Raw genomic sequence first — 16128 nt, 5'->3', positions numbered from 1 at the left:
CCGGCGCCTATGTCACGTCTATCGAGCGAGAAATGCCGCCCCCCAAACGGCGGCATTTCCCGTGCTGTGTCACTTCAGCTTGTAAGTGCCGCTCTGATGATTGCAGTCCTGAAACGTCCCAGCTTTGATGACTGGAAACGGCCCCAGAGGCTGGACAGTGCCGCTTGCGACCATGCCTTCGTATTTTCCAGTGCCCACGACGTTCTCCCGCGTGACCTTGCCGTCATTGCCCAGGGAAAAGTATGACAAGCGCTTGTCACCATCCTCATCAATGGCTTCGCACACCGTGGTGCCGGTGGCCTTGCCGTCGAGCGAAGCATTCATCCCCACGCAGCGGAAGGTGTGCCTGTCAAACATCCCGCCCGGAACAGTGCTTCGAACAACGCCCGTCATTTCGTAGCTCGCCGCCGTGTGCGTCTTGGAGAATGTGATCATGTTATTCGTGCCGGATCAGCACGCGGTGTAGTCGTAGTTTCCTTCCTTGGGCAGCTCGGCCGCAAAAGCGGAAGGTGCAGAAGTGATGATCAGCAAGGCAATGACAGATTTTCGCATGGCATTCCCCTCCTAAACCAACTGAAAATATCCGTCCCTTGAGCACGGGACGCCGAAGGGTAACACGGCAATCAGAGGTTTATGAGAGCCCCTCGACAATTACAGCAAGTCGAGCGACGGACCTTCGAACACAGTGCCTTTGCTATATGACTGAAATCAATGGCGATCCCGGCAGGGCTCGAACCTGCAACCCGCGGAGTAGAAATCCGCTACTCTATCCAGTTGAGCTACGGGACCGTCTGGACGGCCCCGGGGAGGGGCCCGGCGACGTCTTAGCACGCCAAATATGAAAAATCCGCGCGTCCGCCAAGTCTGAATTCGAGTCCGCATCGAACCCTTTTCCCCCGCCGCGCGACAAAGCGATGCGATGGACTCTTCTCGTCCCGTTCTGCGCAGCGGCGCTCCAGACGTCGCACCTGCGTTCGGGACCTTGTCCACCGGCTAATTTTGTCCGGTGCTGCCACAGGCTGAGGCGGCGCCAGGGGCGGCACTTCGGAGGCCCGTTCGGGCTTGCTTGCCAATGGCGCATGCGACGTTTTGCTATTCTGGTTCCATCGCCTTGAGTCTGTCACCTTTCCGCGCATTTCATCGCCTACGCGGCGTTCGTCCGCGCTCCCGGGAGTCCATCATGATCGGTTTGGTTCGCGCCGTCACAATCTGCGCAACGCTGGCGCTCGGCCTGGTATCGGCGCAGGCCGCCGACAAGGCGTTCAAGCGGGACGATCTCGCTGATGCCGCGATCAAGCTGGAGGCCCAGATCAAGACCGAGGCGGGGCCGGTCGCCAAGACCAGCGCGACCCTGCGCACCGACGCGGACGCCGCCTTCAGGCGCAACGACGGCCGGAGCGGCCTTTCCATCCTCGGCCAGATCGCCGCCACCACGCCGGAGGATGCCGGCAACTGGCTGCGCCTTGCGCGCGTCATCTTCCAGATCACCCCGAAAAGCTCGAGCGAGCAGACTGTCCTGCTCGAGCGCGCCTCGACCGCCGCCTACATCGCCTACATGCGCGCCGGCAATCCGGGCGAGGAGGCTGATGCGCTCGCGGTCCTCGGCAAGTCGCTCGCCGAGCGGCATCTGTTCCGGCCGGCGCTGGATGCGCTGCGGCTGTCGCTCGACATGCGGGAGGTCGCCGACATCAGAGGCCAATATGAGAAGCTGCGGGACGAGCATGGCTTCCGGCTGCTCGACTACACCGTCGATTCGGACTCGGCCAGCCCGCGCGCCTGCTTCCAATTCTCCGAAGAATTGGCCAAACGCACCGATTTCGCGCCGTTCCTGGCGCTCGCGGGCACCGACAAGCCGGCGTTGTCGGCCGAGGGCAAGCAGCTCTGCGTCGACGGCCTCAAGCATGGCGAGCGCTACAACATCAATTTGCGCGCCGGCCTGCCGTCGACGGTGAAGGAGGGGCTGCCGAAATCGGCCGAATTCAACATCTATGTGCGCGATCGCAAGCCGTTCGTGCGCTTCACCAGCCGCGCCTACGTGCTGCCGAGGACCGGCCAGCGCGGCATTCCCGTGGTCAGCGTCAACACGCCGTCGGTCGACATCAACGTGTTCCGGATCGGCGACCGCAACCTGATCAATACGGTCGTCGACAGCGATTTCCAGAAGACGTTGTCGCGCTACCAGCTCTCCGATCTCGGTGGCGAGCGCGGGGTAAAGGTGTGGTCCGGCGAGCTTTCGACCGCGATGACGCTGAACCAGGACGTCACCACCGCATTCCCGGTCGACCAGGCACTCGGCGATCTCCAGCCCGGCGTGTACGTGATGACGGCCGCGGCCAAGGGGCCGGGCAGCGACGACGATTCCCAGCTCGCGACGCAATGGTTCATCGTCTCGGATCTCGGCGTCACAGCCTATTCCGGCAATGACGGCATCCATGTCTTCGTCAACTCGCTGGCGTCGACCGATCCGGTCGGCAAGGCCGAGGTGCGGCTGGTTGCCCGCAACAACGAGATTCTGGCGACGCGCAAGACCGACGAGGCCGGCCACGTGCTGTTCGAGGCAGGACTGGCGCGCGGCGAGGGCGGGCTGTCGCCGGCGCTGCTCACCGTCACCGGTGAGAAGACCGACTATGCCTTCCTCAGCCTGAAGACATCAGCCTTTGCCCTCTCTGACCGCGGCGTCGCCGGCCGTGCGGTGCCTGCGGGTGCCGATGCCTTCGTCTACGCCGAGCGCGGTGTCTATCGCTCCAGCGAGACCGTCTACCTCACCGCGCTCTTGCGCGACGGGCAGGGCAATGCCGTCAATGGCGGACCGCTGACCCTGGTGATCGAACGCCCCGACGGCGTCGAATTCCGCCGCGCCGTGCTGGCGGACCAGGGCGCCGGCGGCCGCACGCTTTCTGTACCGCTCAACTCGGCCGTTCCGACCGGGACGTGGCGGGCGCGCGCCTTCACTGATCCGAAGGGCTCTTCGGTCGGCGAGACCACTTTCATGGTGGAAGATTACGTCCCCGATCGGATCGAATTCGACCTGTCCACCAAGGACAAGCTGATCAAAGCTAACGCTCCTGTGGAGCTTAAGGCGGACGGCCATTTCCTCTACGGCGCGCCGGCGTCGGGCCTCAGCCTCGAAGGCGACATGCTGATCGCGCCCGCAAGCGAACGACCGGGGTTTGCCGGCTACCAGTTCGGCGTCGATGACGAGGAGACCACCTCGAACGAGCGCACGCCGCTGGAGAATTTGCCGGAAGCGGACGCCAACGGCGTTGCGACCTTCCCGGTGACGTTGGAGAAGCAGCCGGCGTCGACGCGTCCCCAGGAGGCGCAGATTTTCGTCCGCATGGTCGAAACGGGGGGACGCGCCGTCGAGCGCAAGCTGGTGCTCCCCGTAGCGCCCGCGACCGCGCTGATCGGCATCAAGCCGCTGTTCGGCAACAGGAACGTCGCGGAGGGCGACAAGGCCGAGTTCGACGTCGTGTTCGTCTCGCCTGAGGGCAAGACGCTTCCCCGTGATGGCCTGCGCTACGAGCTCCTGAAGATGGAGTCGCGCTATCAATGGTACCGCCAGAACAATTACTGGGAGTATGAGCCGGTCAAGTCGACCTCGCGCGTCGCTGACGGCGATCTCACCATCGCCGCCGACAAGCCGTCGCGCATTTTGCTCAACCCGCAGCCCGGCCGCTACCGCCTGGATGTGAAGTCGAACGATGCCGACGGCCCGGTGAGCTCGGTGCAGTTCGACGTCGGCTGGTATTCCGACGGCAGCGCCGACACGCCGGACCTGCTGGAAACCTCGATCGACAAGCCGCAATACGCCTCCGGCGACACCATGACCGTGTCGGTCAATGTCCGCTCCGCCGGCAAGCTGACCGTCAACGTGGTCGGCGACCGCCTGCTGACGACGCAGACCATCGACGTCAAGGAAGGCACCGCGCAGGTGAAGCTGCCTGTCGGCAAGGACTGGGGCACCGGCGCTTATGTGGTGGCGACTCTGCGTCGTCCGCTCGATGCCGCGGCCCAGCGCATGCCGGGCCGCGCAATCGGTCTGAAATGGTTCGGGATCGACAAGCAGGCCCGCACACTTGCCGTGAAACTGACGCCGCCCGATCTGATCCGGCCGAATTCGACGCTGAAGATCCCGGTCAAGCTTGACGGGCTCAATCCGGGCGAGGACGCCAAGATCGTCATCACCGCGGTCGATGTCGGCATCCTCAATCTCACCAACTACAAGCCGCCGGCACCGGATGATTACTATCTCGGCCAGCGCCAGCTCTCCGCGGAGATCCGCGATCTCTACGGGCAACTGATCGACGGCATGTCGGGCACGCGCGGCCAGATCAAATCCGGTGGCGACGCCGGTGCGGCCGAGCTCCAGGGCTCGCCACCCGCGCAGAAGCCGCTGGCGCTCTATTCCGGCATTGTCACGGTTGGTGCTGACGGCACGGCGGAAGTCAGCTTCGACACTCCGGAGTTCGCCGGCACGGCGCGCGTGATGGCGGTGGCGTGGACTGCGACGAAGCTCGGTCGTGCCAATACGGACGTCGTGATCCGCGACCCCGTGGTGCTGACCACGACGCTGCCGCGCTTCCTGCTCAATGGCGACCACGGCACGGTCAATCTCGAGATCGACAATGTCGAAGGGCAGGCCGGCGACTACACGATCAACGTGAAGACGGCCGGGCCGGTAAAGATGACCGGCAACCCCGCGACCACGGTCAAGCTCGCCGCCAAGCAGCGCAACTCGTTCTCGCTCGCGCTCGACGCGACCGCGGCCGGGCAGGCGACGCTCGACGTCGACATCAAGGGGCCGAACGGGCTAACGCTCGCGCGCCACTATGCGCTCGACGTCAAGGCGGCCACGCAGGTGCTGGCGCGCCGCTCGATCCGCACGCTGGCGAAGGGCGAGAGCCTGACGCTGACCTCGGACATGTTCTCCGACCTCGTGCCGGGTACCGGCAGCGTCTCGGTCTCGGCGAGCCTGTCGACCGCGCTCGACGCCGCGACGATCCTCAAGGCGCTCGATCGCTATCCCTATGGCTGCTCGGAGCAGATCACGAGCCGCGCCATGCCGCTGCTTTACGTCAACGAGCTCGCAGCCGGCGCGCATCTGGCCATGGACACCGAGGTCGACCAGCGCATCCGCGATGCAATCGAGCGGCTGCTGGCCCGCCAGGGCTCGAACGGCTCGTTCGGCTTGTGGTCGGCCGGCGGCGACGACGCCTGGCTCGATGCCTATGTGACTGACTTCCTCAGCCGCGCCCGTGAAAAAGGCTTTGTGGTGCCGGACGTGCTGTTCAAGAACGCGCTCGACCGCATCCGCAACTCGGTGGTGAATGCCAACGAGCCGGAGAAGGACGGCGGCCGTGATCTCGCCTACGGCCTCTACGTGCTCGCACGCAATGGCGCAGCTCCGATCGGCGATCTCCGCTATCTCGCCGATACCAAGCTGAACAATCTGGCGACGCCGATCGCCAAATCACAGCTTGCCGCAGCGCTCGCTCTGGTCGGCGACCGCAACCGCGCGGAGCGGGTCTACGGCGCTGCGCTCGACAGCCTCGCGCCAAAGCCCGTGCTGGAGTTCGGCCGCAGTGATTACGGCTCGCAGCTCCGCGATGCCGCGGCACTCGTCTCGCTCGCCAGTGAAGGCAACGCGCCGAAGGCGACGCTGACGCAAGCCGTGTCGCGGGTCGAAACGGCCCGCGGGCTGACGCCTTACACCTCGACGCAGGAGAATGCGTGGCTGGTGCTGGCAGCACGGGCGCTGGCGAAGGAGAATATGTCGCTCGATGTGGACGGCCAGGGCGTCAAGACCGCGCTGTACCGCAGCTACAAGGCTGTGACGCTTGAGGGCAAGCCGCTGAAGATCACCAACACCGGTGATGCTCCGGTTCAGGCGGTGGTCTCGGTGTCGGGCTCGCCGGTCACGCCGGAGCCCGCCGCCTCGGCCGGGTTCAAGATCGAGCGCAACTACTTCACGCTCGACGGCAAGCCCGCCGACATCAGCAAGGTCAAGCAGAACGATCGCTTCGCCGTGGTGTTGAAAATCACGGAGGCGAAGCCGGAATACGGGCACATCATAGTGTCGGACTATCTGCCGGCGGGTCTGGAGATCGACAATCCGAGGCTGGTCTCGTCCGGTGACAGCGGGACGCTGGACTGGATCGAGGATGGCGCTGAGCCCGAGGATACCGAGTTCCGCGACGACCGCTTCACCGCAGCGGTCGACCGCGCCTCGGACGCCAAGTCGGTCTTCACCGTCGCCTATGTCGTGCGCGCGGTCTCGCCCGGCAAATACGTGCTGCCGCAGGCCTATGTCGAGGACATGTACAATCCCTCGCGCTACGGCCGGACGGGGACGGGGTCGGTCGAGGTGCGGGCGGCGAAGTGAGTGATGGTGAGATGAGCGAGGTGGACCCGCACACTCCATCGTCGTGCCCGGGCTTGACCCGGGCATCCACGGCCATATGGGCGGTGCGCGACGACGTGGATGGCCGGGTCAAGCCCGGCCGTGACGGGCGGAGAGGGAAACGCGGTTTTCGCGTCCTCTCGGCTTGTGCTGCGGCACTCATCTTGGCGATCGTCGGCTTCGTCGCCTGGACCATTTCCCTTGGCCCGCTGCCGCTCGACGAGGCGCGGCAGGTCTCCACCACCATCGTCGACCGCAACGGCAAGCTTCTGCGCGCCTATGCGATGGCGGACGGGCGCTGGCGGTTGCCGGTCGATGCCAGGGCGAACGTGGATCCGACCTACCTCAAACTGCTGTTCGCCTATGAGGACCAGCGCTTTTACGCGCATGACGGCATCGATCCGCTCGCGCTGGGGCGCGCTGCGATCCAGCTTGCGACGCGTGGCCACATCGTCTCGGGCGGCTCGACCATCACGATGCAGCTCGCGCGTCTGATGGAGCCCAGGCGGCAGCGCTCGCTCCATGCGAAGCTGCGACAGATCGTGCGCGCAATTGAGTTGGAGCGAACGCTCAGCAAGGACCAGATCCTCGATCTCTACCTTGCGCTGGCGCCCTATGGCGGCAATCTCGAGGGCATTCGCGCAGCCTCCATCGCCTATCTCGGCAAGGAGCCGAAGCGGCTGTCGCTCGCGGAAGCCGCGCTTCTGGTCGCATTGCCGCAATCGCCGGAAACGCGCCGGCTCGACCGTTATCCCGAGGCGGCGCGCATCGCGCGCGACCGCGTGCTCGACCGGATGGTCGAGGAGCAGCAGATCAGCGCCGATGACGCGAAGCAGGCGAAGGCCGTGGCCGTGCCGAAGCTGCGCAAGCCGATGCCGATCCTGGCGCCGCATGCGTCCGATACCGCGCTTGCAACCGTCAAGGATATGCCGGTCATCAGGCTGACGCTGGATGCCAATCTCCAGAAGGTGCTGGAGCCGCTCGCGCGCGACCGTGCAATTGCGCTGGGGCCGAACATCTCCGTTGGCATCATCGTCGTCGACAATGAGAGCGGCGACGTGCTGGCGCGCGTCGGCTCCGCCGATTATTTCGACGAGAGCCGGGCAGGGCAGGTCGACATGACCCGCGCGCTGCGCTCGCCGGGCTCGACGCTGAAACCGTTCATCTATGGCCTCGCCTTCGAAGATGGCTTCGTCCACCCCGACAGCCTGATCGACGATCGTCCGGTCCGCTTCGGCTCTTACGCGCCGGAAAATTTCGACATGACGTTCCAGGGCACAGTGCCGGTGAAGAGGGCACTGCAGATGTCGCTGAACGTGCCGGCGATCGTGCTGCTCGACCGTGTCGGCTCCAGCCGACTGGCCTCGCGGCTGCGGCAGGCCGGCGGCAATCTGGTGCTCCCCAAGGACGAAGCGCCGGGTCTCGCGATGGGCCTCGGCGGCGTCGGCGTCACGCTTCAGGATCTTGCCCAGCTCTATTCAGGCCTCGCCAGGCTCGGAACCACGCGCCCGCTGCGCGAGGTCATGACCGACAGGGACGCGCGGGAGCCACTGCGGCTGCTCGACCAGGTTGCGGCCTGGCAGGTTGGTAACGTGCTCCTCGGTACGCCGCCTCCCGAAAACGCCGCCCACAACCGCATCGCCTTCAAGACCGGCACTTCGTACGGCTATCGCGATGCCTGGTCGGTCGGCTTCGACGGCCGCATGACGATCGCGGTCTGGGTCGGCCGTCCCGACGGCGCGCCGGTTCCCGGTCTGATCGGCCGCGCGGCAGCGGCACCCATCCTGTTCGACGCGTTCGCCCGGAGTGGAAAGCTGCCGGTTCCACTTCCGAAGCCGCCGAAGGGAACCCTGGTGGCCAGCAACGCCAAGCTGCCGTTGCCGCTGAGGCGGTTCCGCCCCGTCGGGGAACTCGTCCGCACCAGCGGCGAGCAGGCTCCCCACATCCAGTTTCCCCTGAACGGCTCCCGTATCGACGTCGATCGCTCGGCCGGTAGCGAGGCGGCCGCCATGCCTGTGAAGGTCGCCGGCGGCGTCCTGCCCATGACCATTCTGGTCAACGGTACCGCGCTCGGCGAGATCGACGGACGGCGCCAGCGGCTGATCGATCCGCCCGGCCCGGGCTTTGCGCGGCTGACCGTAATCGATGCCACTGGCGCCGCCGACACAGTTGTCATTCGAATTCAATGATCCCGGCTTAAGCGGTTGTAGGGGCGGCGGTTTCAGCGTATGCGGAACCAATGGTCGAGACCTTTGCCCGCCCCCGTTTCGGAGAGCCGCGCGAGCCGAAAACCCCCGTAAATCCGGGCAACCGGTTCGTGCGGGTGATCGATGCCGTGACCGGCAGCCACGCCCGCGCAATCGGCTTCCTGGTGCTCTGTGCGCTGCTGCTGCTGTTGCCCGGCTTCTTCACGATTCCGCCCGTCGATCGCGACGAGGCAAGGTTTGCGCAGGCGACCAAGCAGATGGTCGAGAGCGGCGATTATGTCGACATCCGCTTCCAGGACGACGTCCGCTACAAGAAGCCGGTCGGTATCTACTGGCTGCAAGCGGCCGCCGTTCACACCGCCTCCGCGCTCGGTCTGCCGCGCGCCCAATTGCGCATCTGGGTCTACCGGGTGCCGTCGCTGATCGGCGCGATCGGGGCGGTGCTGATGACCTATTGGACCGCGCTGGGCTTCGTCACGCGCCGCGCCGCCGTGCTCGCGGCGCTGATAATGTGCGCCTCCGTCCTGCTCGGCGTCGAGGCGCGGCTCGCCAAGACCGATGCGGTGCTGCTTTTCACCGTGGTTGCGGCCATGGGAGCGATGGCGCGGGTTTACCTCGCCTGGCAGCGCGGCGAGGACGAAGCGCATCCGCCGTGGAGCTATCCGGCGATCTTCTGGACCGCGATCGCCGTCGGCATCCTGATCAAGGGGCCGCTGATCCTGATGTTCGCAGCGCCTACCATCATTGTGCTTGCGATCCAGGACCGCGACGCATCCTGGCTGTGGCGGCTGCGTCCGCTCTGGGGCGTCATGTGGGTGCTGGTGCTGGTGCTCCCCTGGTTCATCGCGATCTTCTGGCGGGCGGGCGATGCCTTCTTCGCCGATTCCGTGGGCGGCGACATGCTCAGCAAGATCGGCGCCCAGGAATCCCATGGCGCGCCGCCCGGACTGTATCTGGTCCTGTTCTGGATCACCTTCTGGCCGGGCGCGCCGCTTGCGGCGATGGCAGCGCCCGCGGTGTGGCGGGCTCGGCGTGAGCCCGGCGCGCAATATCTGCTGGCGTGGCTGATCCCGTCCTGGATCGTGTTCGAGGCGGTGCTGACCAAGCTGCCGCATTACGTGCTGCCGCTCTATCCGGCGATCGCGATCCTCACCGTTGGTGCGCTGGAGCGGAGCGTGCTGTCGCGGTCCTGGCTGATGCGCGGTTCGGCCTGGTGGTTCGCGATCCCCGCGCTCGGCTCGATCATGGCGGTCGTCGGCGCGGTCATGCTGACGCGCCAGCCGGCTTTCGCGGCCTGGCCGTTCATCGCGGCGTCGCTGATCTTCGGCCTGTTCGCCTGGTGGCTCTACGACAACAACCGCGCCGAACGTTCGCTGCTCAACGCGCTGGTTGCGGCCCTGATGCTGGCGGTCGTGGTCTACGGCCTGGTGCTGCCGTCGCTGACGCCGCTGTTTCCGAGCGTCGAGATCGCGCGCGAATTGCGCAACGTGCGCTGCGTCGGTCCAAAGGCGGCTTCCGCCGGCTATCACGAGCCGAGCCTCGTCTTCCTGACGGGGACGTCGACGCTCCTGACCGATGGCTCGGGTGCTGCAGACTTCCTCAAGCAGGGCAGCTGCCGCTTTGCGTTCATCGAGCAGCGTTCCGAGCGCAGCTTCGTGCAGCGTGCCGAGGCGATCGGGCTGCGCTACCGCGTCGGCTCGCGCATCGACGGCTACAACTTCTCGCAGGGGCGAGCGATCTCGATTGCAATCTTCCGTTCGGAGGGCTCCGAGTAAGATGTCCACCGACGCCGCACATCGCCCCGGCTACGGCACGCAATTACTGACGGTCTCAGGCCGCGCGCTGACGCAGCTCGTCCGTGCCCCCTCGCATTCGCGGCGCGCGGAGGCGGCGCGCCGGCTGGCGCGGCATTCGCTCTGGCTGAGTGTCGCGGGCGCGGCCCTGATCATCGCGCTGATGGTCGCGTTTGACATGAGCGAGATCCAGATGATGCCCGCGCGCGGCACGCCGGGCCTGTGGCCGATCAAGATCCTCACCGATTTCGGCAAGGACGAGTATGTGCTGACGGCGCTCGCTGCCGCGCTCGTGACCGTGGCATTGATTGCGGCCGGCGAGCGCGGCACCTCGCGCGCGCTGCTGCTCGGCTTCGGCACACGGTTACAGTACATCTTCTTTTCCGTGCTGTTCTCGGTGCTCGTCGGCGAAATCCTGAAATACGTCATCGGCCGCGGCCGCCCCTTCGTCGGCGGCAAGGCCAATGCCTTCAATTTCATTCCCTTCAGTGGAACGGAAGCTCACGCCAGCCTTCCTTCCGGCCATGCGGTGACCGCGTTCGCGTTGGCCTTTGCAATCGGCGCAGTCTGGCCGCGCCTGCGCGTTTTCGTGTTCACCTATGCGATCGTCATCCTGCTGACGCGGCTGGTGCTACTTGCCCATCACCCGAGCGACGTCGTGGCCGGCGCTCTGGTCGGCATCGTCGGCGCCATGACGGTGCGCTACTGGTTCGCGGCCCGCCGGCTCGGTTTTTCCATCAGCAGCGACGGGGCGATCGTGGCGCTTCCGGGGCCGGTGTTCACCCGCCTCAAAAGGGTTGCCCGCGGGGCATCCGCCCCATAAAAGCGGCTGCCTGCGGGCCCGGACCGGTTCCCGCCGCGGGCCAAATTCCAACCACGAGCATCGATTTGTCGTTCCAGCCCTCGGTTTCCATCGTCGTCCCCGTGCGCAACGAGGCGGACAACATCGCGCCTCTGATCGAGGAAATCGGCGCCGCGCTCGATGGCCGCTGGGCCTATGAGATCGTCTACGTCAATGACGGCTCGATAGATGCGACCGGCGAGCGCCTGTCGGCCATCATGAAGCAGCGCGGCAATCTGCGTCAGCTCCGTCATACAAGATCGACCGGGCAGTCGGCGGCCGTGCGAAGCGGTGTGCGGGCGGCACGCGGTGCGATCGTGGCGACGCTCGACGGCGACGGCCAGAACAATCCGGCGTTCCTGCCGGACTTGATCGCAGCGGTCGAGAAAAGCGATCGCATCGGCCTCGTCGCCGGCCAGCGGGTCGGGCGCAAGGACACCGGCTTCAAGAAGTTGCAATCGCGCATCGCCAACGGCGTGCGCGGCGCGATCCTGAAGGACGGCACGCGCGACACCGGATGCGGCCTGAAGGCCTTTCGCCGCGAGGTGTTTCTGATGCTGCCATATTTCGACGGACTGCATCGCTTCCTGCCGGCACTGGTGCGCCGCGAGGGTTTCGAGATCGCCTATGTCGACGTGATCGACCGGCCGCGCCGCGCCGGCGTGTCAAACTACGGCTTCTTCGACCGGCTCTGGATCGGCATCATGGATCTCGCCGGCGTGTGGTGGCTGATCCGCCGCAAGAAGCCGACACCTGACGTGACCGAGGTCCAAGCATGATCATTCAATACGGTCAGGCGCTGAGCAACTATCTCTACGACGTCTTCGTCGCCAAGTTCGATTTCTGGCTCGCATTCGGCCTGGTCGCGCAATTGTTCTTCACTGCGCGCTTCCTGGTGCAGTGGATCGCCAGCGAGCGCGCCGGAAACAGCGTCGTGCCGATGGCTTTCTGGTTCTGCTCCATGGGAGGCGGGCTGATGACGCTGGTCTATGGCGTCGTGAAGCGCGAGCCGGTCATCATCCTCGGACAGGCGCTCGCGACAATCATCTACATCCGCAACATCATGCTGATCGTCAAGAATCGCGGGCGCGCCTCGCAGACGCTGGGTCGCTGACCCCGGTTCGGACCGGGGCTTTTGGGCCCGTCCGACAAAGTAGACCGGCGATTTCTGCCGAGACACTTTATAAGTTGAGCGCCTTCTGGTCCCCGGCTTGCTGGCGCCTGATCACGTCAGGATAAAGCGAGCATAGCGTCACGACGACGATCGCAAGGCTGGCCGCCGCGCCGCCTTGCTTGTCGATCAAATATCCAAAGAGAGGCGCAACGAGCGAGAATGACCCATCTCCCGCCATGGACGCGACAGACATCGCCGTCGCGCGACTGTCTGATTCAGCATACCGGTTGATCAATATGCGCATGATCGGATCGGAGATGCCTTGAGCGACCGCGTGAAGCGCAAGCCCTATGGAAACGATGACGATGCCGAGCTTGCCTTCGGACGCAAAGGAGAGGCTCATGATGGCGAAGGCGGCCACGATCAGCGCGGTTTGCGTATGCAGCAGGCCGAAGACGCGACAGATGCGCTCGACGAAGAACGAGGCCACGAGCGATATGAACAGGAGTGCGGTGAAGCATGTGCCGATCCATTCCAGCGGCAGGTGATGCAGATACGAGAATGGCTGAAAGGCCCAGAAACCGGCCTTTACGCCGATCGTGATGATCGCAAACTGCAGGAGAACGCGACGGTATTCGGCGTTGCGTCGAACAAGCGCGACGGCCGATAGAACGACGGTTCGGAGCGCCGTGCTTCGGCGGCCACCCTCCTTCAGGAAGACGGCAGCCACGGGCGCCGAAATGAAGATTGCGATGGATGTGAGGATGAATGTGCTGCCCATCGTGTGCCAGGTCGCGAAGACCGACCCGAAGGCCGAGGCAACACCGCGCGCGATATTCCGCATGCCCCATCCGATAGACTCGACCCGTTCATATTCCTCGGTCTTCGCGAGGGCTTTGTACTCGTCATACACGAGAGCGGAGTCAGTACCCGACGCCATCGACATCGAGAGGCCCAGGCCGGCCTCGAAGAGCATCATCTGCCAGTATTGATCGCAAAGTCCGAGACCGAGATAGCAGGACGCGGCCACCAGCGAGCCAAGGACCAGCGTGAGCTTCCGGCCGACACTGTCTGCAAAGACGCCGCACGGGACTTCGAAGCCGGCTTTGGCGATATAGTAGAAGCTCTCCAATGAAAGAGCCGTTGCGAGTGAGAAGCCCAGGCTCTGGAAGTACAAGACGCTGAAAGCCACGTGGAAGTAGCTGTTGCGCGAGAACCGGAAGACGATGAAGGCTAGCCCGAACGGCTCGACTCTCATTGAGCGGTCCTCCCGAGCATGCGAATGCCGGTTGCGTAGATGCAGGCCCAGGCCGAGAGATCCGGCACGACCGTTTGAGATCTTAGCCATCCGAAACAGGAGTTCGCGGCATAGAGGTAGAACCTGACCCGCCAGTTTCCGCGTAGCGCGGCGGCCGGCAGCATCTGCGCCACACTTTCTTCCGCCGCCTCGATCCCGGCCTCCGTGGAGGCGAAGTTGCGGTCGTCCAGGTCCATGACAAGCCGCGAGTCGGAGAGCGACAGCTTGCAGAGAGGGGCGGCGCTTCCGCTTTCTTTCTTGATGAGGATCGGGGAGAGGCCCGCTATGCTATGCAGGACGTTCGCAGCGTCGTAGAGCGGCGATCCGCGGAAGGCGACGTGCGGTGCCCTTCCTTCCCAACTCGCTCTCGGATCGATGAGCAGGAAGCCCTCGTGTTGCTGCGAGGGGATGATGTTCCGCAACTGCAAATCGCCATGAATGAACGAGGACGGCGCCGCGTCGGCCGTCATACGGTTCATCGCCCAGTCCAGCATCGTGAGCGGGGCCGCGAACGTACGCCCGTTAATGACGACCTGGCTCGTAACGATATCCGAAAGAGGCGGAAGGCCCACAATCCCCGCGGCATTGATGCGCATGGCCTCGTTGTCGGTCAGGAGTGCGGTGGTCCGTCCCGCAAGGTGATACTGATCGAGCCGCCACGCCTCCGACGTCAATGTCTCCGCATAGACCGGAGCCATGCAGTTCGCAAAGCGATTGAGCGTCCGTTCCCATCCTTCGACGAGTTCGCCCGCACGATCGTAGAGATCGTGCTCGATCGTCACGTCTTTGCCGGCTTCCATGGCGAACCACCCGACAGATCGTTCGACGGATCGGCAATACACCGCGGGAAAGTCGATAAGCGGCGCGCTGCTCGTGAACTTGCGGGCGGCTTCGAAGAAGTCCGTCTGCTCGCGCATCACGTCGCTAGCGCCAATCTTGATGACGACCGAAGGCTCTGCGCTAACGTAGAACAAGGCGAGGGAGCCCGTTCCACTCGTCAGCCGACGAAAGTCAGGCGCGAAGCCGCGATTTCTCACTGATCCGTTGGCCATACAAGCGTCCAGCGCTTGCCGGACGATGGCGGTCATGTCGAGGTGAGAATCATGAAGATGGATGTTCATAGGCGACCTTTTTGGTTGCGCGTCGGGGACAGCGGCTCACGCCGCGACGGCCGGGACTGCGCAGACCGCTTCCAACGCGTCGAGGGCTGATGCGAGCGATTCCAGCTCGATCGTCAGCGGCGGCAGGAATTTCAGAACCTCGTCCTTGGGCCCGCAGGTCTCCGCGATGACGCCACGACGATAGAGTTCGCGCGATAGGTTCGGGGCGATGGTCACGTCCGTGAAGACGAGAGATGCCCCACCGCTTTGGTCTTCAAAATCTTCGGGAGCCACTGATTGGTCCGCACTGATCTTTTGTGACACCTTTGTGAAATAGTTGCGCTGAGGCAATTGACAATTTCTAATACACATTAGAAAAGCCAACGTATGACCTTCCGAAACCTTCCACCTCTAAATGCATTGCGCTATTTCGAGGCTGCCGCCCGTAGGAAGAGCTTCACTTTGGCGGCCGAGGAATTGCACATCACCCAGAGCGCGGTGAGCCAGCAGATCAGAAACCTGGAAAGTTTTATTGGAGCCGCTCTTTTCAAGCGCGGAACGGCGACGGTCGTACTGACCGACATCGGCAAGAAATATTTTGAAACAGTCAGCAAGGCGCTTGAGCGCATTGATACTGCGACGTCCAAAGCCAAGACAACGCAGCGAAGCAAGAAGATCGAGCAAATCTGCCTCAGCGTGTCGCCGTCATTCACTCATCTATGGCTCGTCAAGCGTCTCTATAAATTCCATCAGGATGTGAAGGACATCCAGCTGGCCCTGAATGTCACGCGGCACTACGTGGACTTCGAAGTCGAGAACGTGGATATGGCCATCCGTCACGGGGATGGTGAATGGCCCGGTCTTCATGCCGATCTTCTGATGAAGGACCGTATGGTGGCAGTCTGTAGTCCACGGCTCCTTCAGAAGGAGCACGTGCCGAAGAGTCTGCCGGAAATCGCCAACTATCCGATCATCGAGGATCCCGTCTATCGGTACTGGGCCCGCTATGCCCGCCAGGTCGGCCATCAACTCGATCTGACCGACGCCATCCAATACGATGACAGCGGGGTCATCGTCGAAGCCGCCATCAACGAGCAAGGGATCGCGATGGCACGTGCATCGCTCGCTTCCGCGGCTCTGGCGCGCGGCCAGCTCGTCAAGCTGTTCGACGCCGATTTTTCCGACGCCCTCGGATATTACATCGTGTTTCCATCCGCCCATAAGGTTCGCCGAAGCGTGACGCGCGTAAGCAAATGGTTGCGACTGGAAGCTTCGCGGGAGCGCACGGTCTAATTCCTTGGACCGGGACGTCCACGCGCCTGGACCCGGTTCGGCGCTTACGGGCAGAAGCGAACGTCAACCTGACGAGCCCC

At 64.2% G+C, this 16128-nt stretch carries 11 protein-coding genes and 1 tRNA gene; 7 read left to right on the top strand and 5 right to left on the bottom strand.

Annotated elements, in window-relative coordinates:
- Positions 1–69: 69 nt before the first annotated feature.
- Both ACV1FX_RS07670 and ACV1FX_RS07665 read right to left on the bottom strand, forming a co-directional pair.
- Positions 70–435 (bottom strand): hypothetical protein, encoded by a 366-nt coding sequence (locus ACV1FX_RS07670; protein ID WP_473116940.1) that lies wholly within the window; start codon positions 433–435, stop codon positions 70–72.
- A 277-nt stretch (positions 436–712) separates the two neighbouring features.
- Positions 713–789 (bottom strand) — tRNA-Arg (locus tag ACV1FX_RS07665).
- Positions 790–1180: 391 nt separating this feature from the next.
- Between ACV1FX_RS07665 and ACV1FX_RS07660 the strand changes: the two genes are divergently transcribed.
- From ACV1FX_RS07660 to ACV1FX_RS07635, 6 genes are all read left to right on the top strand, one after another.
- Positions 1181–6385 (top strand): alpha-2-macroglobulin family protein, encoded by a 5205-nt coding sequence (locus ACV1FX_RS07660; protein WP_473116939.1) that lies wholly within the window; start codon positions 1181–1183, stop codon positions 6383–6385.
- Between the two features lie 11 nt (positions 6386–6396).
- A complete protein-coding gene (gene pbpC / locus ACV1FX_RS07655; protein ID WP_473116938.1) occupies positions 6397–8592 on the top strand; it encodes a penicillin-binding protein 1C in 2196 nt (731 codons plus the stop codon).
- Positions 8593–8642: 50 nt separating this feature from the next.
- Positions 8643–10385, top strand: coding sequence for an ArnT family glycosyltransferase (locus tag ACV1FX_RS07650; RefSeq protein ID WP_473116937.1), 1743 nt, complete (start codon positions 8643–8645; stop codon positions 10383–10385).
- A 1-nt stretch (position 10386) separates the two neighbouring features.
- Positions 10387–11226, top strand: a complete 840-nt coding sequence (locus ACV1FX_RS07645; protein ID WP_473116936.1) for a phosphatase PAP2 family protein — start codon at positions 10387–10389, stop codon at positions 11224–11226.
- Between the two features lie 65 nt (positions 11227–11291).
- Positions 11292–12023: a glycosyltransferase family 2 protein gene (locus ACV1FX_RS07640; RefSeq protein ID WP_473116935.1), complete on the top strand. Its 732-nt coding sequence runs from the start codon at positions 11292–11294 to the stop codon at positions 12021–12023.
- Entirely contained in the window at positions 12020–12358 is a 339-nt protein-coding gene (locus ACV1FX_RS07635; RefSeq protein WP_473116934.1) for a lipid-A-disaccharide synthase N-terminal domain-containing protein, read from the top strand. Before ACV1FX_RS07640 ends, ACV1FX_RS07635 begins: the two co-directional genes overlap by 4 nt.
- A gap of 67 nt (positions 12359–12425) precedes the next feature.
- Here the strand turns inward: ACV1FX_RS07635 and ACV1FX_RS07630 are convergent, their stop codons facing one another.
- The 3 genes from ACV1FX_RS07630 to ACV1FX_RS07620 all read right to left on the bottom strand — a co-directional run bounded on the left by ACV1FX_RS07630 (position 12426) and on the right by ACV1FX_RS07620 (position 15049).
- Complete coding sequence (locus ACV1FX_RS07630) at positions 12426–13616, bottom strand: MFS transporter (RefSeq protein ID WP_473116933.1); 1191 nt, start codon at positions 13614–13616, stop codon at positions 12426–12428.
- Positions 13613–14707 carry a hypothetical protein gene (locus ACV1FX_RS07625; RefSeq protein ID WP_473116932.1) on the bottom strand — a complete coding sequence of 365 codons (1095 nt, stop codon included), beginning with the start codon at positions 14705–14707 and terminating at the stop codon, positions 13613–13615. Before ACV1FX_RS07625 ends, ACV1FX_RS07630 begins: the two co-directional genes overlap by 4 nt.
- Before the next feature lie 105 nt (positions 14708–14812).
- Entirely contained in the window at positions 14813–15049 is a 237-nt protein-coding gene (locus tag ACV1FX_RS07620; protein ID WP_473116931.1) for a hypothetical protein, read from the bottom strand.
- A 93-nt stretch (positions 15050–15142) separates the two neighbouring features.
- Between ACV1FX_RS07620 and ACV1FX_RS07615 the strand changes: the two genes are divergently transcribed.
- Entirely contained in the window at positions 15143–16048 is a 906-nt protein-coding gene (locus tag ACV1FX_RS07615) for a LysR substrate-binding domain-containing protein (RefSeq protein ID WP_473116930.1), read from the top strand.
- Positions 16049–16128 lie beyond the last annotated feature (80 nt).

Source organism: Bradyrhizobium ingae (genome assembly GCF_055791185.1).
This window is presented reverse-complemented; position numbering and strand designations above follow the sequence as displayed.